Below are 19,021 nucleotides of genomic sequence, written 5' to 3' on the forward strand. Positions count from 1 at the left end.
GACCCGAGGAGCATTCGCGCGCCGCAGCCCTGCCGTGCGCGGGTGTGAGGGCCCGCCGATACCGGCGGGCACGCTCACCTCAGGCTGCGGCCGACGGGCCGGACGATCCGCCGGCGCGGCGGTATTCGGCGTTGATGCGCTGGGCTTCTTCGAGCTGGTCTTCGAGGACGATGATCCGGCATGCCGCCTCGATCGGGGTGCCCTTGTCGACGAGCTCGCGCGCGCGGGCCGCGATGCGCAGTTGGTAGCGGGAGTAGCGGCGGTGTCCGCCCTCGGAGCGCAGTGGTGTGATCAGTCGTGCTTCGCCGATGGCGCGGAGAAAGCCGGGAGTGGTACCGAGCAGCTCGGCGGCCCGGCCCATCGTGTAGGCGGGGTAGTCGTCGTCGTCCAGACGGCTTGGCGATGCGTCTGCTGTCATCTCACCTCTCTGCGGAACGCGTGGAGGGGCCTTGGTGCCGTACGGCACCAAGGCCCCGAAGGAACTGCAACACCATCTGCCGGCCCTAGTGCTGCGCCGGCCTTCTGTTTCCGCACGGCCGCCCGATACTCCGGCGGGGGTGCGGGGATCGCGGATGCGTGACCGGAGACCACCTACCTATCGATGTCCTGCGGTACCCGGGCTTCGTGCCTTCCGCCCGGGCGATCCTGATGGCGCTCGACTCCTCCGTTCTTCCCTCTGAACCAATCACTTGCACAACGGGTACTGCGTACCGCTTGTACTGCTGATACCGCACTTGCTGGTGGCCTCACACAGCGCCACCGTCCGCCAGCCGGTCCCGTCGCCCGTCCTGCGGCTCGGAGACCCCACTGTCGAACTCCCCGGCGCGCGCGTCCGCAGCCCGACGCCTTCACCGAGGGCACCTCTCGATACCGCACTGCTGGTACTGCGACCGCGTCAAGCGCGGGTCTTGCTCACGGCGGCCCCTCATCACCGCGGGCCACCCAATCCGGTCGTCAGTCCCGTCGCCGTCCTGCAACACACGTGGCTTCGAAACTCCACCACCGGACCGTCCTGCGTGTACTGCTGCCCGGCAGTTCGTGTCTGCCGGGCCTTGCTCGATCCCGGTTACGAGAGAAACCATAATCATGCGGGCGACGAATGTCTACTCCGGCGAGCACAGATTTAGTGCGTTCGGTGATGGGTCCCTCTCGGCCGGTCCGCGCATGCCGGGACCGTCCGCAGCGCGGGTCCGGCGCACGGGTGAGACCCGGAGCCGCACGCCGGCTTCCCGTGACGCCGCCGACCGGCGCGGCGCGTCGGCTGCGGTTCTCGGTCCACCCGGGCCGTCACGGCGGTTCCAACGGGTGGCCGGAGCGGTGGGCGGGGTCACCGGGGTCGGGCAGGCGAGGGCCGGGCAGGGACGGTCAGGAGACCGGGGCGACCCCGATGGGCGCGATGGTGTCCACGACCCCGGCTCGCAGGCGGCGCACACGCGCGCACCCCGACGGGTATCGCGGCACCGGGGGAGCGCCGTATGCGCCCGTCGTGCCCGGCAGTGCCACCGCCCAGGGCGCCCGGGCGGTCCGGTGCATAGAATCCGATCTCATGCCGAAGCCTGACGAGCTGATCATTGACATCGCCGCCCTAGTGGAGTCCGGGCAGAGCAGTCAGATGTCCCTGACCGTGGTCACCGGAGGTGCTGTCATCACCGGTCGCCTCGCTCCCGAAGCCGTATGGAAGCGCAGGGTGTTGGAGGTACTGACGGATTCCGCCCGCCTGGGCGAGTTCTCCGCCGTATTCGACACCCCCACGAAGAAGAAGGACGGGCCGCCCACGCATCTGCACTTCCATGTCGCCCGGATCCTCCAGGGCACGGTGGGGATCCCGGAGACGGGCGGGATGTACCGCGTTGCGATCGAGGACGTCAGCGCCTGGACCGTGGGCGACTTCAGCTACTCCGACCACTGACCCACTGGCCCACTGACCCTCGTGCCGTGCCGGGAGCGGCACGGCACGCAGTGAGGGCCCTACCGGCGCGCGCCGGTAGGGCCCTCACTGGTCTGTTCGGCTCGCGCCTGGACCGTCGTCAGACGGACAGGGGGGTGCCGAGCATCGCGGAAGCCCGCTGCAACGGGCTTTCGATGTGCGCGGGTGCGGCCTCGGGGAGGGCGCGACAGGTGAAGCCGAGCCGGGACATGGCCCGCAGGACTTCGCCGGCACTGAAATCGCGCCGGTCCTGGCGGGTGATGACCTGGCCGACCTGCTTGACGGGGTAGTGGCGTCGTCCGATGATCACGGACTCACCGGTGATCGGTTCGGGCTTGACGCCCTTCATCGATTCCAGCACGCCGCTCTTGGTCAGGTCGAACGGGAAGCGGGCGATGACACAGCGCATGATGCCTCACAGGTTCAAGGAGAGACGGGACCGACCGCGGTGAGGCGGTTCAGCGGGAGAGGGCGAGGACGCCCAGAGCGCTGCCGTGTTCGTCGACCACGGGCAGGGCCCCGAGCCGGCGGAAGCGCATCGCCCGCTCGGCTTCGGCCCTCGTGGCCAGCGGCGAGGCGAAGGGCCCGATGACGTCGGCGATCTCACGCAGACGGACCCGGTCCGTGTATCCGGAGCTGTCACGAACGGCCGTGAGCCGGGCTCGGGTGACCAGGCCGGTGCACTGGCCGTCCTCGTCGCAGACGACCAGATGACCCGTACGGGCCGCGGCCATCACGGACAGCGCCACCTCCGCGGTCATGTCCTCCCAGACCTGCGGTCCGGCCGCGTCCATGGCGTCGGCCACCGTGCTCTGCACGGGGTGGGCGCTCGCCGGGCGGGTCTGCCTCTGGACCAGCGTCAAAGGGTGCCTCCTGCGGAGTTGGGTCGGCTTCCTGATCTCGAAGGTCCTATGCGGCCGCACCGACCGTGGGCTGCCGTACGGAGGCGCGGCGGGCCGCCGAGACGGGGCGGCGTCGGCCGCGTGAGGTGGCGCCGCGCTTCTTGGGGCGCTCGGACACCGGTGCGGTGATGACGACCGGGATGCCGGAGGGGGCCTGGGCGCCGGTGATGCGGCGCAGGGCCTCCTCGCCGACACGGACCTGGGTGGTCTGCGGGACGATGCCGGCCGCTGTCATGAGGCGGGTCATACCGCGGCGCTGGTTCGGGGTGACCAGGGTGACGACGCTGCCGGACTCACCGGCACGGGCCGTACGGCCGCCGCGGTGGAGGTAGTCCTTGTGGTCGGTCGGCGGGTCGACGTTGACGACGAGGTCGAGGTTGTCGACGTGGATGCCGCGCGCCGCGACATTGGTCGCCACGAGCACGTTGACGTGCCCGGTCTTGAACTGCGCCAGCGTGCGGGTGCGCTGCGGCTGCGACTTGCCGCCGTGCAGGGCGGCGGCCCGTACCCCGCTGTTCAGGAGGTGCTCGGTGAGGCGGTCGACGGCGTGCTTGGTGTCGAGGAACATGATCACGCGGCCGTCGCGTGCGGCGATCTCGGTGGTGGCCGAGTGCTTGTCGGCGCCGTGGACGTGCAGCACGTGGTGCTCCATCGTCGTGACCGCGCCGGCCGACGGGTCGACGGAGTGCACGACCGGGTCGCTGAGGTAGCGGCGCACGAGCAGGTCGACGTTGCGGTCGAGGGTGGCGGAGAACAGCATGCGCTGGCCCTCGGGGCGCACCTGGTCGAGAAGGGCGGTGACCTGCGGCATGAAGCCCATGTCGGCCATCTGGTCCGCCTCGTCGAGGACGGTGATGGAGACCTGGTTCAGCCGGCAGTCGCCGCGGTCGATGAGGTCCTTGAGGCGTCCCGGTGTGGCGACGACGACCTCGGCGCCACCGCGCAGCGCGCTCACCTGCCGGCCGATCGACATGCCGCCCACCACCGTGGCCAGCCGCAGCTTCACGGCACGGGCGTACGGAGTGAGCGCGTCGGTGACCTGCTGCGCCAGCTCACGCGTCGGTACGAGGATCAGCCCGAGCGGCTGCCTGGCCTCGGCGCGCTGCCCGGCCGTACGGGCCAGCAGCGCCAGCCCGAAGGCGAGGGTCTTGCCCGAGCCGGTGCGCCCGCGGCCCAGTACGTCCCGGCCGGCGAGGGAGTTCGGCAGGGTCGCGGCCTGGATCGGGAACGGCACGGTCACGCCTTGCGAGCCGAGCGCGGCCAGCAGCGCCGCGGGCATGTCGAGATCGGCGAAGCCCTCCACGGCGGGAAGCGCGGGGGTGATCGTCTTGGGGAGGGCGAACTCCCCCTGAAGGGCGGCGGGCCGGCGCCCGTCACCACCGGAACGGCTCGGCCCGCCGGACCGGCGCGGGGCCGACGAACCGAACCGGTTGCCGGCCCTTCCGGAGGCGGAACTGCTGTTGCGGGTGCGGGCGGAGCGGTCGTTCGTACGTGTGCGGTTCATGCGGAACCTTCCTCGATGCGGCACATATCAAGGAATTCCCGCAGCGATGAGCGGCACGGAGAATTGCAAGATGGGCCGGTAGAATGCGACAGCGAATATGGCCTACGGAAAATCCGTATGGACACGGGCGCTGAAATGAGTGGCGCGGTGTGGACCCACTGTTCGGGGCATCCACTGCGATGGCGCTATGAAGGGATGCGTCCGCATCCCTGAAGGGCGATCCGGCTGCGGTGAGCCTACGGATCTCCTGGTTGTCGTCCACAGGTGAAACCACTGCGGGAAATGCGATCAGCTGGGGCCCGCACCCCGAAGGATGCGGGCCCCAGCTGAAAAGTGCGCGTGCGTGTCAGGCGAGAACGATGTTCTCGGCCGTCGGGCCCTTCTGGCCCTGCGCGATGTCGAAGGTCACCTTCTGGCCTTCGAGCAGCTCGCGGAAGCCCTGCGCGGCGATGTTCGAGTAGTGGGCGAACACGTCGGCGCCGCCACCGTCCTGCTCGATGAAGCCGAAGCCCTTTTCCGCGTTGAACCACTTCACGGTACCAGCAGCCATGTCATATCTCCTTTGGGGCAGTGCATCGGGATCCGCACTGCGCGGACACCGTGTCGCCGCGATGATCACCCCGCCGGAAAAAGACCGGAAATACAAAAGCGCTTCCAGCGGCTCAGAACCGGCCGGAGAGCACTTGAAGTTTCGGGAACCACAACTGCAACTGAGATCGACAGTAGCACGCCGCAGCGGCCTGTGTGCGGTGAAGAATCCCACGCCAGTTTTTGCGGCAGAGAATCTGTCTGCCCGTTCCGGTGAAATCTCAGCTCGCGGGCACAGTTATTGATTCACTCGAAGCGCAACGTTCCGGGGGCATGGGGTGCGCCCAGTGCCGGAGCTGTCCCCCAACGGCCGCCTGATCGTCGGCCGGCGGCGCGTGGTACCGAGGGGACACCCGAGATGAAGTACGTCGCGACTGTCTGCGGCAACCAGGCCAAGTGGGACTCCTTCCTGGCGGAGGCATGGCCGGAGGCCATCGCCAAGCAGGAGGCGTTCAACGAGAAGTACCGGGAGACCGGAGAGCTCGTGGGCGCCTACGGCCTGGCGGACGCGGCCAACGCCCAGCTCGTGCGCCGCAAGGACGGGGTCCCCGCGGTCACCGACGGTCCGTACCTGGAGACCAAGGAGTACATCGTCGGCTTCCACCTGCTCGACTGCGAGAGCGAGGAGCGCGCGCGGCAGATCGCGGCGGGCATGCCCTTCGCCGACGTGGAGCCGGTCGGGCTGTGGCCGGTCCACGGCCCTCTTCTCCGCACCCCCGGCAGGATGCGAACCTGCGGCACCCGCTTCAGGAGAGCGGCGGGGGCACCCTACCCATGACCCGGGCTTCCGCTGGTGAGCCGAGAGGCACAGAGACGCGCGCTGGCTACCCCTCATGACCAGGTGGACCGCTGCATCCGGCGTGACTGACTGTGGCACGCAGAAGCGGGTCAATACAGCTAGCGGTCGTCCTCGTCCTCCAGGCCGAAGTCTTCGGGCAGTTCCCTCATCGAGGCTCGTACGTCCGGCCGTGTCTCCTGCTCTGCGGCGGCCCTGAAGAGTTCCGCGAGACGCATGCGGTCGGCCGGCGGAAGCTCGCCCAGCGTGTCGGCGAGGTCCTCGAACCAGGTGGTAGCCACATCGGGGTCGACCTCTTCGTCACTCGTCATGTCGATGGCGGTGATCAACTGAGCCATGGCGGTGGCGAGGGTGTTCAACAGCCGGTCAGTCACGGCCCGTGCCTCCTGGAAGATTGACAGACCGAAGCGTAGCGAGGGCTGTGGGCCACCGACGAGAGGGGTGGGTCGGTCGGGCGGTGGGGTGAACGCGAGGGCGTTCACCCGCGTACGAGCGGCCGGCTCGTGGACGGGAGCCGCGTTCTGGTCTCGGCCGAACGTCGGCGAACGGCTGTGGTGCATGAGACGGGAACAGAGACGGGAACTGAGACGGTGCTGCCGAACCTCGAGCCCCGAGGCGGTGCTGTCCCTCGTGCCGGCCTCCTCGCACCGCTGGCTCGACCTGTACGCACACAAGCTCGAGGAGTTCCCGTCCCGTGTCGAGCCGATCACGGACGACAGTTGGTTGTCCGCGCTCGGTGATCCGCGCCGCGCGGCCGACTGGATCGGCTACTTGGAGCGCGAGATCGCCGAGCGTCCGTGGCGCGAGGCGCTCACTCGGTGGTGGCCCCGTCTTCTGCCCGGCATGTACGGCGGCTCGACGCACCCGGTGGTCCGGGTGGGCCACGCCGTGCGCACACTACTGTCCGGCGAGATCACACTGTCCGGCGAGATCACCGAACCTCGGCTGGCTGAACTCGCTCACGGTCTCGGCTACTGGGCCGCGCGCCACCGGCCCGTCGCGGGTCATGCCCCGCTGCCCGGCGCCGACAGCGCGGCCGCCGCTCTCGACACGGTACCGCCCATCACCCTACGGAACGGTGGCTTTTTCGCCCGGCTCGACCGCGTCAGGGCCCTGCCGGTGTGGGCGGCCGCGGTGACGGAACCGAGCGACGCATACCGCCATCTCGCCGAACTGGTGCGGGCGGCAACCCACCGGTATGCCACCCACGGCCACGGCGAGGAAACCATGCTGGTCCACGCGGCCACGGCTCCCAACGCTGTCCTGCGCGAAGAGGTGTTCGAACGGGCCTTGGCGCACGGCGATGCGTCTTGCCGGCGTTCATCCCGCGCGGCCTGGTCCCGGTAGGAGTCGGTGCCGGTCCGGACGAGCGTGCAGCGGTGCCGAAGTCACCGATCAGCACCAGTGGGCGGCCCTCACACACCGAGGACGGGGACTGCCGGTCAAGGGTGACGCCTCGGAGTCACCCGCATGGGCGGTGTCGGAATGCCCGCGTGAGAACGGCGTGCCAGGCTCGGGACAGCGCCTGTCGTATCAGGTGGCGGAGCGTTTCAGGTTCGCTGATCGCGGCCCGTGAGACCACCAACGAGGTCCGCATCGCTTGGAGGCGGTGTGCATGCCGGTCGCCAGGGATGGGCCCGAGACCCCGTCACCGCCGGACCCGCTGACTCTCCTTCGGAGCCGCGCGTACCTGGTGCTTCTGGTGCTGTCCGCGCTGATCGGTGTGCCGGTGTCCGCGGCGGCGTTCGGTTTCCTCGCGCTGGTCGGCGAACTTCAGCCCTTGATCTACACGGACCTGCCCAAGTCGCTGGGGTTCGACGAAGCGCCACCATGGTGGCCGTTGCCGCTCCTTGCCGTAGGGGGACTGCTCGCTGGACTGACGATCGAGTATCTTCCGGGGCGCGGCGGCCATGATCCGGCGGCGGGGTTCAAGGCCGCCGGCCCGCCCACGCCCATTGAACTGCCCGGGATCTTTTTCGCCGCCCTGGCGACGCTCTGCTTCGCCGCTGTCCTCGGACCCGAGGCCCCTCTCCTGGCGCTCGGCGCGGGGCTCGCCGCCGGCGCCGTGCGGATGGTCAAGCGGGACCCCCCGGAGCAGGTGAACGCGGTGTTGGGCGCGGCGGGCAGTTTTGCGGCCGTCAGCTCGTTGCTGGGATCGCCCCTGCTCGGGGCATTCCTCATGATGGAAGCCTCAGGGCTGGGTGGGCCGATGATGGCGGTGGTGTTGGTGCCCGGCCTGCTGGCTGCGGGCATCGGCGCACTCGTCTTCGTCGGGCTGGGATCGTGGACCGGGCTGGGCACCTACTCGCTGGCACTGCACGACGTCCCCAAGGCCACGCACCCGACAGCTGCGGAGTTCGGCTGGGCTCTGGTCATCGGACTGTCAGCCGCGCTGGTGGGCGCGGGAATCCGATGGCTCGCCGTCCGGCTCAGGACGCACGTCGGGAGGCGACGGGTGCCGGCCACGGTGGTCATGGGGCTGGTCGTGGCGGGGCTGGCGATCGGCTACGCGGAGGGCACCGGCAAAGCGGCGACCGACGTGTTGTATTCGGGGCAGACGTCGCTGGATCCACTCCTCACGCACAGCGCCGCGTACTCGGTGGGAGCGTTGTCACTGCTGGTGCTGTGCAAGGGCCTGGCCTATGGCGCGTCGCTCAGCAGTTTCAGGGGAGGCCCGATCTTTCCCGCGATGTTCGTGGGAGCGGCGGGCGGCATCCTGTTCTCCCACCTTCCAGGACTGAGCCTGGTCGCGGGGTTGGCGATGGGTATCGGAGCGATGAGCGCCGCGATGCTGAGACTTCCGCTGGTCTCCGTCCTGCTCGCCACCCTGCTGATCGGGGCGCAGGGGCTCACCGTCATGCCGCTGGTGATCGTCGCGGTCGTGGTCTCGTACGTCGCGACGGCGAAGCTCACACCTCCTCCCGCGGAGCCGGGGGAGGACTCAGGGCCACGCCGGCAGTAGCCGTGAGCTTGCCGAGAGACCCCGCCCGTCCACTTGCTGCGAGCCTCGGGCGTCGGCTGGGTCGTCCGCCGGAACGAGGCGAGACGTGCGAGCGGTCGGGTGCTTGACGGAAACCTGGGCATCGCTCCGCCCCACCGGGCCGGGACCTGGTGGGGCGGAGCGGCTTCGTCGGACCAGCGGGCGAGCGACCCGTTCTGGGCGCCGGATGCGGACTGCCACGCCTGCATACCCGCTCGGGACGCCTCTGCACAGCATCGGACCGCGCCGGTCGCACAGCGCGTGCGGCTCACCCGTCGGACTCACCCGGGTCGCGCGTACGGCGTCGCACGAATCTGCTGCTGTCATGAGCGATGGAGGCGACGAGCCGCTCTCGGCCCGGGAGCGCAGTGAACTGGACGAGCTGCGGCACCGGGTGGGTGCCCTGGAGAGCGCCGCCCGCCCGCGGGCGGCTCGGCACCACCGGTTCCGGTCCACGGGCTCGGTCCTGCTGATCCTCTTCGCGGCCCTGCTCTCGCTGCTGTCCGTCATCGCGGTGTGGGCGAACAGCATCGTGCGGGACACGGACCGCTATGTCGCCACGGTGGGGCCGCTCGCTTCCGATCCCGATGTGCGGAAGGCGGTCACCAACCGGGTCACCAGCGTGGTGCTGGCGCAGATCGACGTGGACGCGTTGGTCAAGCAGCTGGAGGACGCCGTGTCGGAAAAGGGCGTCCCGCCGAGGGCGGCCCAGCTGGTCGGGAACCTCAAGGCGCCGATCACGAGCGGTCTGAAACGCCTGGTCAGCGGCACCGTGGAGCGGGTGGTCAGCAGCAGCGCCTTCGAAACCGTCTGGGTCGACGCGAACCGCTCGGTCCACGGCGCTCTGGACCGCGCTCTGACGGGCAGCAACGATGGCGCGCTCTCGCTGAAGGACAACCAGGTGGCCATCGACGTGGGACCGCTGGTGGCCATGGTCAAGGACCGGTTGGTCAGCGCCGGCCTAGGAGCGGCCGCGAAGATCCCGGATGTCCACACGGACTTCGTGGTGTTCCAGTCGAAGGACATCGGCACGGTCAAGACCTACCTGAGAGTGCTGCAGATCATGGGTTCCTGGCTGCCCGTCATCGCCCTGCTGGCCGCAGCGGCGGGGGTGTACACCGCGTTCGACCGCCGTCACGCGCTGATCGGGGCCGCGCTGGCGGTGTTCGCGGCCATGCTGTTCCTCGGAATCACGCTCACCGTCTTCCGTGACATCTACCTCGACCATCTGCCCCCCGGCGGGTCTTCGGCCGCCGCCGGAACGGTGTACGACGCGCTGGTCAGGTTTCTGCGCGCCGGTGTACGGGCGCTCGGTGCCGTCGCCCTCATCACCGCCGTCGGTGCTTTTCTCAGCGGTCCGTCCCGGATCGCCGTCCTCGTCCGCCGGGGCTGTCGCAGGAGCATCGGCGCCCTGCGCGACGTGGCGATGTCGGAAGGGCTCCGCCTGGGAGTGGTCGGACGGTTCGTGCACCGCTTCAAGCGGTGGATCGGGGCCGTGATCCTTGTGGTCGCCGCGATCGTCCTGTTCACCTGGAACTACCCGACCACGATGGTCGTGGTGTGGACCACGGTGATCGTGCTGGTGGGCTTCGCGATCCGTGAGTTCCTGGACACCGGCTCCGCACCAACCACCGACTCTCGCGCAGCCGCCACTCCCTGAGGTATCGCCGGGGAAGCGGTTGCGCGGGACCCGGGTGTTCCCGCTCCGAGCCGCTACTCATTGGCTCGGTCGGATCGGAGCACGCTCCGGAACCAGTGGCCGTATGCCTCGGTCATGGCACCGGTCGCGGCAAGGCTGCAGGCCCACTGACCGCCGTCGCCGACGCCGCGGGCGCCGACGACCCCCTTGGAGCGGCACCATGACCCGCACCACCCGGACGGATACCGGATGCGGGACCACACACCGCGGGAGCGGTCCGCACTCGGCAAGGCCGCGCGAGCGACCGTACCCCGTAGCAGCCCTGCCGAGTTCGCTCCCGGACGCTCGGGGTGTGAGGCCACCACGTGTTGCCCAGGGTTCCTGCTGTCTGCCGTCGTTGATGTCAGGTGTGGATGTCAGGAAGGGGGATCTCCGAAGTCTCAGAGATCTGCCGCGCCAACTCCTCAATCACCTGCGGGACGACGCGTTGAGCGTCCTCAGCTCGCCCTGGGCGAACCGTTCTGAGTCGAGCGACGGCTCCTCGACGCCTACGGCATCACGGGCAACGAGGATCTCGACCCCAATAGGGAGCCGGCCGGCGACTGGGCGGAGTGCTGGGCAATGACGGTCGCAGAAGAATCCGGCGTCAACCCCACCACAGCCGCCGTTGGTACGAGCTGGACCAGCAGCATGCTGGTGGCAGTCGCTCCGACTTTCGAGTAGCCGCGCCATCTGCCGCCGAAACGGTCGCCGCCGATCACCGCTTGAGGAGTTTCCCCCAGGCGAGGTTGTGCCCCGCGGAGATGTCGGCAAGGAGTGAGGGCGTGTCCGACGAGCGGAATACATCTCTCTGGTTTTCGTGTGTTCGCGGTACTTCCCGTCAGACCTTCTCGACTCGCACAGAGTGGCCCGCGAGGAGTTGGTTCATGTCATCGGTGTCGGAGGTGAATACGGTTGCCTCGGCGCCCTGCGCGGCTTCCCGCCCGGCCACAGCCGCCAAGACGGCGTCGATGGCGTACTTGTGTCCGTGCAGACCGGCTGCCCTCAGCATGTCGCGTGCCATGGCGATCACCTGGTCGTCCGTGTGCACGACGCGGATTCGGGACAGGGTCCAGTTCCACAGAGCCTGTCTCGGCGCCTCGCGCGGGTCCCATGCCTCCAAGGTCGTGAGCGACGAGGTCACGACCGGGATGTCGAGCCGCGGAGCCGTCTTGATCAGTGCGGCCATCTCCCGGTCGCCCTGAACCGCCTTGGAGAGAGCCTCGGAGTCGAACACGAAGACGCGCTGCCGTGGCCGGGGCAACTTCGCTCGGACGGTGCGGCTCACGCGGCCTCGTTCGAAGCCGACCGCTGCTCGTCGTGCCAGCCGTCGATGGCGGCGATGCGATCCAGCGCTGCCTGCTGCTCGTCGTCCGTCACGGCGCCGTGCTCTTCCTCGAGACGGTCGGCCAACTCGCGCAGTCGGTCCATCGCGTCCCGATGAGCGGCGGCGGCGGCGATGTAACCGGACACTCCGCGTGCGTCGACGCGCTCCTTGATCGATTCCACCAGCTCTTCCGGCACGCTGATGGTGATCTTCCGGGTTGCCATACTTCAAGTATGTCATGTTCTGTGTGGCGTGGCCTGCGCTTCTCGGAGAAACCGTTCCGAAGCACAGGAATGCGCGAGGTGCTCACAACCCCGGACACGGCGAAGGACCAGCCCGGTAGGAAACCCCTCCTGAGCTGGCCCTTCTCGCTGTGCCCCCGGCAGGATTCGAACCTGCGACACCCGCTTTAGGAGAGAGGCTGGGTGATCTGCGGGCTGAGCTGCGGTTTCGCCGGCCGAGGAAGCGAGCGGGTACTCGGCCGCAGGGCACCGGTGTTGACCGTGGCTGACCCCTGCATCTGGCACGGTTGTGGCACGAACCTCAGCCGACGACAGTCAGCCACGACGGCGGGCGCGCCGACCGACCACGCACGCGTGTGCCTCGCTGCACCCCCGCCGACATCAGCCACGCTACTGGCTTGTGGCGTCGACCAGCCGCAGGGCAACGGCAGCCAGTCCGTGGCCGAAGCACCAGTTGCGGCACACCCCTTGAACGAGTTAGAGGTTGTCTCATTTGGCGAGTCTGCGGTGACAGATGAGGGTGCAGGCGATGGCGGTGAAGGCCAGGAAGTGTTCGGCTTTGCGTTCGTAGCGGCGGTGCAGGCGGCGGCAGCCGGCCAGCCAGGACATCGTTCGTTCGATGGTCCAGCGGTGCCGGCCGGGCCGGGTGGAGGACTCAATGCCCTTGCGGGCGATGCGATGCCGGATACCTCGCTTGCGCAGCCATCGTCGCAGGTCGTCGTAGTCGTAGCCCTTGTCGCCGTGGAGTTTGGCGGGCCGCCGCCTGCGCGGGCCGCGCCGGGAGCGGATCGGCGGTATGCCGCGGACGAGGGGCTTGAGGGCCTGGCTGTCGTGCAGGTTCGCGCCGGAGATGCCGATGGAACGGGGCAGACCGGTCCGCTCGGTGATTAAATGGATCTTCGAGCCTTTCTTGCCCCGGTCGACAGGATTCGGACCCGTCAGGTCCCCCCTTTCAGCGCCCGCATGTTCACCGAGTCGATCGCGCACCGTGACCAGTCCAGTTCCCCGCGCGAGCCCAGTTCGTCCAGGACCAGGCGGTGCAGCTTGGCCCAGACCCGGGCGGCACTCCACTCGGTGAAGCGCCGGTGTGCGGTCGGTCCCGACGGACCGAAGACCGGCGGCAACTGCCGCCACGTGCAGCCCGTCGTGGCCACGAAGATGATCGCCGCCAGCACCTCACGGTCGCCGTACCGGCGCCGCCCACCACCTTGCGGCCGTGTCGGCGCGGGTGGCACCACCCGCTGGAACAACTCCCACAACCCGTCCGGGACCAGCCGCTCCACGATCGTCATGCCTCAAGATTACGAACCCAAATGAGACGACGTCTTAGATGAGGCGGGAGTTGTGACGTACAAAGATCTAGGTGGAGTGCCGGGCGCGGATCGCTCTGGCCTGATCGCGGGCCGCCTCGGCCTCAGCGTGTGTTTGCTGCTGATCGGCCCCGTACAACAGGTTGGCGGCGAAACTGTCCAAAACGGTTGTCATCTGGTCTCGCCAGTCGGCGTACGTTGCCCAGTCGTCCTCGGTTGGTTTAGCGACCGTACCCGACGCAGTTCGTTGAGAGCTGCCTTGAAGGCTGGAGGGATCGAGCTTTCCAATGCCTTCTCATAACGGGTGGAACGGCAAGCTATCGACTGAGCCCTCAGTTTGGTGCTGACGTGTTCCCTCGTGCTTCCGCTGAATCCTCGGAACAGCCTGGCACGGGTTTGGCGCGAGCAGCTTGCTCTTGAACTGCGCGGCGTATCGCTGCGAAAACTGTTCGCCTGTCTCTTGAAGGCGATTACATCCTGCTATTTCTTCGACGGGTATTGATGTGACGCCGTTTCTTGTGGATTTTTGGAACCGGTAAGGCCCGCCGAAGAAATCGACGGACCATACCGGAAGATGAATCTAACCCCTTGTCCACATGCCGCCGGTGTCGACCTGAGTGAGCGGCGGGCAGGAGACTATGGACATCCCACTGGACTTCCAGGTCGCAGCATCGCGCTCAACCTTTGGGCCACCGTTCAGAGGCAGGCAGCGCACCCACGCCCGGTACTGTCCGCCATTGCTTTTACTGCAAATGACGTGCCAGCCGTTTTCGTATAAACCGTTGGAGCACCCGCTCGGGTGGGCCGTGGCGGAGGTGTCACCTGCAGAGACTGCATTGGCTGCGCCTTGGAGTCCGAGGGAGAAACAGGCCACCATCCCAACGGTGGCGGCTTGCAGCGTCCGCAACTTCGTCATATCAGCTCTAGTCCTTTCTCGATCGTTCCGGTACGTCTCAGGTGGACTTGGTCCAGATGGCCGCGTAGAGGGCTTTGGAGTCTCCTTGGCAGTACGCGACGGACCGCCCTGTCTTTTTCCACGGGCCGTCCCATTCGGCGATCTTCCCGTCTGAGAATTTGCACGTGACGCTGGCCCGGTACGATCCGCCGTTGTTGCTGGAGCAGGTAGCGAACGATCCCCAGCTGCCAGCAACTTCGTAGTGGCAACCGCTTGGATGCGCTGAAATTCCGGACTCAGAAGCCGATGCCGACGTATTAGCACCGACCGTAAAGAGGCCGGCCAGCAGTGCTCCGATGGCTGCATTGACGCCAATTCGCCGAATGCGAGGCATCTTATTTTCGGCGTGCACAAGAACCACTCTTTCCCCGTTTCTTAATCTTTCCACAGAAGCCTTGCGGTCGCTGATGATGTTGACAGTGCAAAAGCGGTCGCCGCAAGTAAGTGTCGGTAATCTGAGCTAAATCTGAGCTCGAACGGATCTTTTTGGTCAACTTCTGGCTTGATTTGATTGCCGATATTTATTGGATCTTGCGCTTCATGTATGCGCACCTCTATCCGCCTTGGGTGTGGAATTGCTGGCCACCTTCGCAGAAGCCATGCAAGCTGCCTCCCATGGAGCCTTTGTGCTCCTGGTCGGGGTCCTCCTGCCGGTCAATCGAACCGCCGCCGACTGCCCCTTCTGCTCCGGCAAACGCAAAAGGCGCGGCGTGAACGTCCAGGACCTCGCGGATGGGATAGGGAGGCTCCTGTGCGCGCGGCGCGGCGCGGCGCGGGCGCTGGCCGGGCTGGAGCGGGGCGGAGACAGGAGCGCAGGCCCGGCCGGGGGCCGGGCCGTGCGCGGTGAGCGGAGCGAGTCTCAATGATGAAGTCAAGCCGTCTGTGCGATCGGCGGGGCGGGGGTGAAGACCCGGTTGTCGCGTAGGAGGGCCCACAACACACTGGCCCGTCGGCGAGCCAGAGCGATGACGGCCTGGACGTGCTTGCAGCCCTCGCCGCGCTTCTTGAGGTAGAAGTCCCGGTTCGGACCCTCGCGGATGATGCTGGTCTGTGCGGACATGTAGAACACCCGTCGCAGGCGGCGGCTGTAACGTTTGGGCCGGTGCAGGTTGCCGGTCCGGCGTCCGGAGTCACGCGGGACGGGCACCAGCCCGGCCGCCGACGCCAGGTGGCCGGCGTCAGCGTCGGCCGACAGGTCGCCGGCCGCGACGACGAACTCGGCACCGAGTATGGGGCCCATGCCGGGCAGGGACTCTATGATCTCCGCTTGCGGATGGCTTCGGAATGTTTCGCGGATCTGCTTGTCGATCCGCTTCAGCCGGTCGTCCAGGGCCAGGATCTGCACCGCCAGGTCGGCCACGATCTGGGCGGCGGCGTCCTCGCCGGGCAGCGCGGTCTGCTGGGCCTGGGCGGCTTCCAGAGCGGTCGCGGCGACCGCGTCGGCTCCGCGCACACTGCGGCCTGCCAGCCAGGCCGTCAGTCTCGCCCGGCCGCGGCGGCGGATCGCGGCCGGGGTCTGGTAGCCCGTCAGCAGGACCAGCGCACCCTTGTGGGCCGAGTAGTCGAAGGCCCGCTCCAGCGCGGGGAAGACACCGGTCAGCACGTCGCGCAGGCGATTGATCATCCGCACCCGGTCGGCCATAAGGTCGGCGCGGTGAGCGGTCAGCAACGCGAGATCGGCGGCCAGTTGGGCGGGCACGTCAATCGTGGCGAAGTCGCTGCGGTGGCGGGCGGTCTCGGCAATGACGTAGGCGTCGCGGGCGTCGGTCTTCGCCTCACCGCGGTAGGCACCCGACATGCGGTTGACCGTGCGCCCGGGCACGTAGACGGCTCGCTGGCCGTGCGCCGCAAGAAGCGCCAGCAGTAGCGCGGAGGACGTACCGGAGATGTCCACCGCCCAGTGGACCTGGTTCGCCAGGCCAAGTACTTCGCCGAGCGCGGTCAGAATCGCTGACTCGTCGTTATCGACCTTCTTCGACCAGAGCGTCGCACCGGTCTCGTCGACTACAGCCACCCAGTGGTGGCCTTTGCCCGCGTCGACGCCAGCCCATACTCGGGCCCGTGGCTCACTCACTCGCTCCTCCTCGCACCGCCCAGCATCACGTCGGCCCGAGGAACACCCCACTGTCTGCTCCGTAAACAGCGACCGCACAAGGCGCGCACATCTCAATTAGCAGCCAGGGTGCCCCGAAGGGCGGGGCGGCCACTCGCTCCGAGCCACAATCGGCAAGCCGCCTTGAGCCACACCCCGCCCTCCTGGGCCGCCCAACAACTTACGGAGCCGCCTTGAACCAGTAAAGAAAGTTGTAACTCAGTCTGCGCGGTGGGGCTTGAAGCTTCGTGCGCATACTGGGAGTTCGGCGTCCTGCCGGTGTGCGAGGGGCAGGAAAATCACTGGCCGGATCGTCCAGGTGATGCGGACGTCGGCATGAGTGATGGTCACCATGCAGGGCTCGGAGCGCATCAGGGCTCTGCGGGTCTTGGCGCGCTCTTCGTACAGCCACGTCCACGCTTCGTCCGACGCGTCGGAGTCGAGCGCCGGTGAGATGGTGCGGAGAGCGATGGCTACCCAGCGGTCTGCCTGGGGTGCCGAGTACGCGTCGAACGATGCCAGGCGCGCCGGCCCTCCCGTGCCGGTGACTTCCTCGGTCCAGCATTCGCACCAGTAGCCGCGGGTGGGCCCGTTCATGGGGTCGCTCCCGCCGGGTAGGCCAGCAGCACGTAGCGGGTGCTCTCGTCGTAGAGAGTGAGTTGGTACCCCGTGCCACTGGTCAGGTAGGCGAGGGCCCGTTCGTGTTCGGCCTCGTCCGTCAGCCAGTGCAGGCCCGGCTGTGCGTAAGCAGCGTCGAGCTGGTCGGTGATGTGCTGCGTGCGCTCGCGTAACCAGCGCAGTGCCAGGCGTGGGCTCGTGGCGTCGTGTGATCCCAAGGGGATGGAACAGACCTCGTTCAACGGGTAGGCCGCGGCTCGGCATCGGTAAGGGAGGGGCCGGCTGCTTGTGCTCAGCGCTGTGTGAAGAGCGGACGTCAGCACGAGTGCCCTCCTGCCGGGCCGGCATCGGTGAAAAGTTCCGCGGTGACCGTGTGGCCGCCGTGGCTGCCGTGGACGACGACCCGGTGAGCGAGTGCGCTGACCATGCCCAGGCCCCGGCCGTGCTCCGCCTCCTGGTCCTGGCGCTCGACCTTCGGCGCCGTGCCGGTGCTTCCGTCGTCCGTGACGGACAGGGCGATCACCTGCGGGGATACCGCGAGGGCCAGATGGAAGCTGCCGGATGTCTGGCCGCTGGCCGTGTGGAGGATCGCGTTCGCGCTCAGCTCGCTGACGATCAGCTCGGCGTCCTCCGCTAGCGGCGAGCCTCGCAGGATGTCGCGGGTCCAGCGGCGGGCCCTGCTGACCTCTTCCGGGAATCCTGGGCAACTGAGCCCCCAGACCCGGGCGCTACTCGTATACTCGTGCATACAAGTTCCTTCGTGCTGGTAGGCCGCCATGTGCAGCGGGTTCGGGCTAGACGAGTTTCACGCCGTCGTGGGCGCGGACGGCCGGCGGGGACGCCGCGTCGAGTGCGTCAAGCACGCGGATCGCGTACGCCTCGTCGGCGAGTTCGATGACTTCTTCGCGGGTGGCCCAGCGCAGTGCGTGGGTCTCGTCCCCCGTGGTGGGAGTACCGTCGGCCGCCTGGCAGCGGAAGACGAGGGAGACGATCAGGCCCGTCATGTTCTTGTAGACGCCGGTCAGGGTCGCGGGAAGCTCGATCTTGATGCCGGTCTCTTCGAGGACTTCGCGCTGGAGGGCTTCGGGGATGGTCTCCTCGCGTTCGAGGACTCCGCCCGGGGGTTCCCAGTGGCCGTTGTCGCGGCGCTTGATCAGGAGGGCCCGGCCTTGGTCATCGACGATGACCCCGGCGACGCTCACGGAGTGCGGGCGTTCTGTGCTCACGTTCCTCGGCCCTCTCGGCTGACTAGGCTCTCCACCGTAGCAACAAGACTCGCCCACTCGTCTAGATACCTAAAGGAGTACGCATGGCGTCTCTACCTAGCATCCTCGGCGGCCTCGACCCGACCAGTGATCGTGCGGTCTTCCGGCAGATCGCCGACCAGCTGCGCGAGGCCATCGACCGTGGGCGATTCAAGGAGGGGGAGAAGTTGCCCTCCGAGGCTGAATTGGTCGAGCACTACGGGGTCTCCCGGATGACGGTCCGGAACTCCTTCTCCATCCTCCAGGGTGAGGGCCTGGTCCACGCCGAGCACGGCCGGGGCGTCTTCGTCCGGCCCCGGCCTCCGGTGCGCCGCCTCGCCTCCGACCGATTCGCCCGGCGCCACCGCGAGCAGGGGAAGTCCGCGTTCATCGTGGAGGCCGACGCCGCCGGCAGTCACCCCACCGTGGACAGCCTGGAGGTGAAGGAGGAGAAGGCCGGTCAGGACATCTCCACCCGGCTCGGTTCCGTGCGGCGTGTGCTCGCCCGGCGTCGCCGGTACCTGCTCGACGGCCGGCCGGTCGAGTTCGCCACGTCGTACCTCCCGCTCGACATCGCCCGCGGTACGCAGATCGCCGAGCCCAACCCGGGCCCCGGCGGCATCTACGCCCGTCTCGAGGAACTGGGCCACCAGCTCGACCACTTCGAGGAGGAGATCCGGGCCCGGATGCCTTCGCCGTCCGAGGTGAAGACGCTGCAACTGGCCTCCGGTGTGCCGGTGATCCATCTGATCCGTACCGCCTTCGACACGGCGGGGCGGGCCGTGGAGGTCTGCGACACGGTGATGGCGGCCGACGCGTACGTCCTCTCCTATCAGCTTCCGGCGACCTGATCGGCGG

The 19,021-nt window shown here is 68.1% G+C and carries 19 protein-coding genes, 2 tRNA genes and 1 pseudogene; 6 read left to right on the forward strand and 16 right to left on the reverse strand.

Translation table 11 applies throughout. From position 1 onward, the window contains the following. Positions 1-79: 79 nt before the first annotated feature. Positions 80-418, reverse strand: coding sequence for a MerR family transcriptional regulator (locus IE178_RS21725; RefSeq protein WP_184763781.1), 339 nt, complete (start codon positions 416-418; stop codon positions 80-82). A 1,128-nt stretch (positions 419-1,546) separates the two neighbouring features. Between IE178_RS21725 and IE178_RS21730 the strand changes: the two genes are divergently transcribed. Further along, complete coding sequence (locus IE178_RS21730; RefSeq protein ID WP_184763780.1) at positions 1,547-1,909, forward strand: hypothetical protein; 363 nt, start codon at positions 1,547-1,549, stop codon at positions 1,907-1,909. 118 nt (positions 1,910-2,027) lie between these two features. Here the strand turns inward: IE178_RS21730 and IE178_RS21735 are convergent, their stop codons facing one another. From IE178_RS21735 to IE178_RS21750, 4 genes are all read right to left on the reverse strand, one after another. Beyond that, positions 2,028-2,336, reverse strand: a complete 309-nt coding sequence (locus IE178_RS21735) for an SCO5918 family protein (protein WP_193513463.1) — start codon at positions 2,334-2,336, stop codon at positions 2,028-2,030. Positions 2,337-2,385: 49 nt separating this feature from the next. Then, the gene (locus IE178_RS21740) at positions 2,386-2,790 is read right to left on the reverse strand and encodes a CBS domain-containing protein (RefSeq protein WP_193513464.1); all 405 of its coding nucleotides are present in this window, start codon (positions 2,788-2,790) and stop codon (positions 2,386-2,388) included. Positions 2,791-2,836: 46 nt separating this feature from the next. After that, entirely contained in the window at positions 2,837-4,333 is a 1,497-nt protein-coding gene (locus tag IE178_RS21745; RefSeq protein ID WP_193513465.1) for a DEAD/DEAH box helicase, read from the reverse strand. 346 nt (positions 4,334-4,679) lie between these two features. Then, positions 4,680-4,883 carry a cold-shock protein gene (locus IE178_RS21750; protein ID WP_014145516.1) on the reverse strand — a complete coding sequence of 68 codons (204 nt, stop codon included), beginning with the start codon at positions 4,881-4,883 and terminating at the stop codon, positions 4,680-4,682. 396 nt (positions 4,884-5,279) lie between these two features. On the opposite strand from IE178_RS21750, the pseudogene IE178_RS21755 reads away from it, so the two are divergent. Further along, a pseudogene (locus tag IE178_RS21755) lies at positions 5,280-5,576 on the forward strand (YciI family protein); the annotation flags it as partial. A 56-nt stretch (positions 5,577-5,632) separates the two neighbouring features. Here the strand turns inward: IE178_RS21755 and IE178_RS21760 are convergent. Then, positions 5,633-5,706: transfer RNA gene (locus IE178_RS21760), tRNA-Arg, on the reverse strand. Positions 5,707-5,818: 112 nt separating this feature from the next. After that, a complete protein-coding gene (locus tag IE178_RS21765) occupies positions 5,819-6,091 on the reverse strand; it encodes a hypothetical protein (RefSeq protein ID WP_193513466.1) in 273 nt (90 codons plus the stop codon). A gap of 244 nt (positions 6,092-6,335) precedes the next feature. Here IE178_RS21765 and IE178_RS21770 point away from each other — a divergent pair, with 244 nt between their 5' ends. The 3 genes from IE178_RS21770 to IE178_RS21780 all read left to right on the forward strand — a co-directional run bounded on the left by IE178_RS21770 (position 6,336) and on the right by IE178_RS21780 (position 10,357). Further along, complete coding sequence (locus IE178_RS21770; RefSeq protein WP_438874400.1) at positions 6,336-7,064, forward strand: questin oxidase family protein; 729 nt, start codon at positions 6,336-6,338, stop codon at positions 7,062-7,064. A 268-nt stretch (positions 7,065-7,332) separates the two neighbouring features. After that, entirely contained in the window at positions 7,333-8,679 is a 1,347-nt protein-coding gene (locus tag IE178_RS21775) for a chloride channel protein (protein WP_193513468.1), read from the forward strand. 343 nt (positions 8,680-9,022) lie between these two features. Beyond that, positions 9,023-10,357 (forward strand): hypothetical protein, encoded by a 1,335-nt coding sequence (locus IE178_RS21780; protein WP_318280161.1) that lies wholly within the window; start codon positions 9,023-9,025, stop codon positions 10,355-10,357. A gap of 859 nt (positions 10,358-11,216) precedes the next feature. Here IE178_RS21780 and IE178_RS21785 read toward each other — a convergent pair. The 9 genes from IE178_RS21785 to IE178_RS21825 all read right to left on the reverse strand — a co-directional run bounded on the left by IE178_RS21785 (position 11,217) and on the right by IE178_RS21825 (position 18,121). After that, positions 11,217-11,663 (reverse strand): hypothetical protein, encoded by a 447-nt coding sequence (locus IE178_RS21785; RefSeq protein WP_184763773.1) that lies wholly within the window; start codon positions 11,661-11,663, stop codon positions 11,217-11,219. After that, positions 11,660-11,926, reverse strand: a complete 267-nt coding sequence (locus tag IE178_RS21790) for a hypothetical protein (RefSeq protein WP_193513469.1) — start codon at positions 11,924-11,926, stop codon at positions 11,660-11,662. Before IE178_RS21790 ends, IE178_RS21785 begins: the two co-directional genes overlap by 4 nt. 153 nt (positions 11,927-12,079) lie before the next feature. After that, positions 12,080-12,146 (reverse strand) — tRNA-Arg (locus IE178_RS21795). Between the two features lie 287 nt (positions 12,147-12,433). Then, positions 12,434-13,236, reverse strand: a protein-coding gene (locus IE178_RS21800) for an IS5 family transposase (protein ID WP_438874401.1) whose coding sequence is annotated in 2 segments (ribosomal slippage) — positions 12,434-12,888 and positions 12,888-13,236 — 804 coding nt in all. Because the reading frame shifts where the segments join, the coding sequence is not laid out codon by codon here. 1,844 nt (positions 13,237-15,080) lie between these two features. After that, positions 15,081-16,283 carry an IS110 family RNA-guided transposase gene (locus tag IE178_RS21805; RefSeq protein ID WP_193513471.1) on the reverse strand — a complete coding sequence of 401 codons (1,203 nt, stop codon included), beginning with the start codon at positions 16,281-16,283 and terminating at the stop codon, positions 15,081-15,083. A 237-nt stretch (positions 16,284-16,520) separates the two neighbouring features. Next, on the reverse strand, positions 16,521-16,898 hold the full coding sequence (locus IE178_RS21810) for a hypothetical protein (RefSeq protein ID WP_193513472.1): 378 nt from the start codon (positions 16,896-16,898) through the stop codon (positions 16,521-16,523). After that, on the reverse strand, positions 16,895-17,137 hold the full coding sequence (locus IE178_RS21815; protein WP_308035165.1) for a hypothetical protein: 243 nt from the start codon (positions 17,135-17,137) through the stop codon (positions 16,895-16,897). The genes IE178_RS21810 and IE178_RS21815 overlap by 4 nt, the downstream gene beginning before the upstream one ends. Positions 17,138-17,235: 98 nt before the next feature. After that, the gene (locus IE178_RS21820) at positions 17,236-17,667 is read right to left on the reverse strand and encodes an ATP-binding protein (RefSeq protein ID WP_193513474.1); all 432 of its coding nucleotides are present in this window, start codon (positions 17,665-17,667) and stop codon (positions 17,236-17,238) included. Positions 17,668-17,713: 46 nt separating this feature from the next. After that, positions 17,714-18,121, reverse strand: a complete 408-nt coding sequence (locus tag IE178_RS21825) for an NUDIX hydrolase (protein ID WP_086739627.1) — start codon at positions 18,119-18,121, stop codon at positions 17,714-17,716. Positions 18,122-18,228: 107 nt separating this feature from the next. Between IE178_RS21825 and IE178_RS21830 the strand changes: the two genes are divergently transcribed. Then, positions 18,229-19,014 (forward strand): GntR family transcriptional regulator, encoded by a 786-nt coding sequence (locus tag IE178_RS21830; RefSeq protein ID WP_081236041.1) that lies wholly within the window; start codon positions 18,229-18,231, stop codon positions 19,012-19,014. Positions 19,015-19,021 lie beyond the last annotated feature (7 nt).

It is taken from the genome of Streptomyces griseoloalbus (genome assembly GCA_014650015.1).
GTDB lineage: Bacteria > Actinomycetota > Actinomycetes > Streptomycetales > Streptomycetaceae > Streptomyces > Streptomyces griseoloalbus.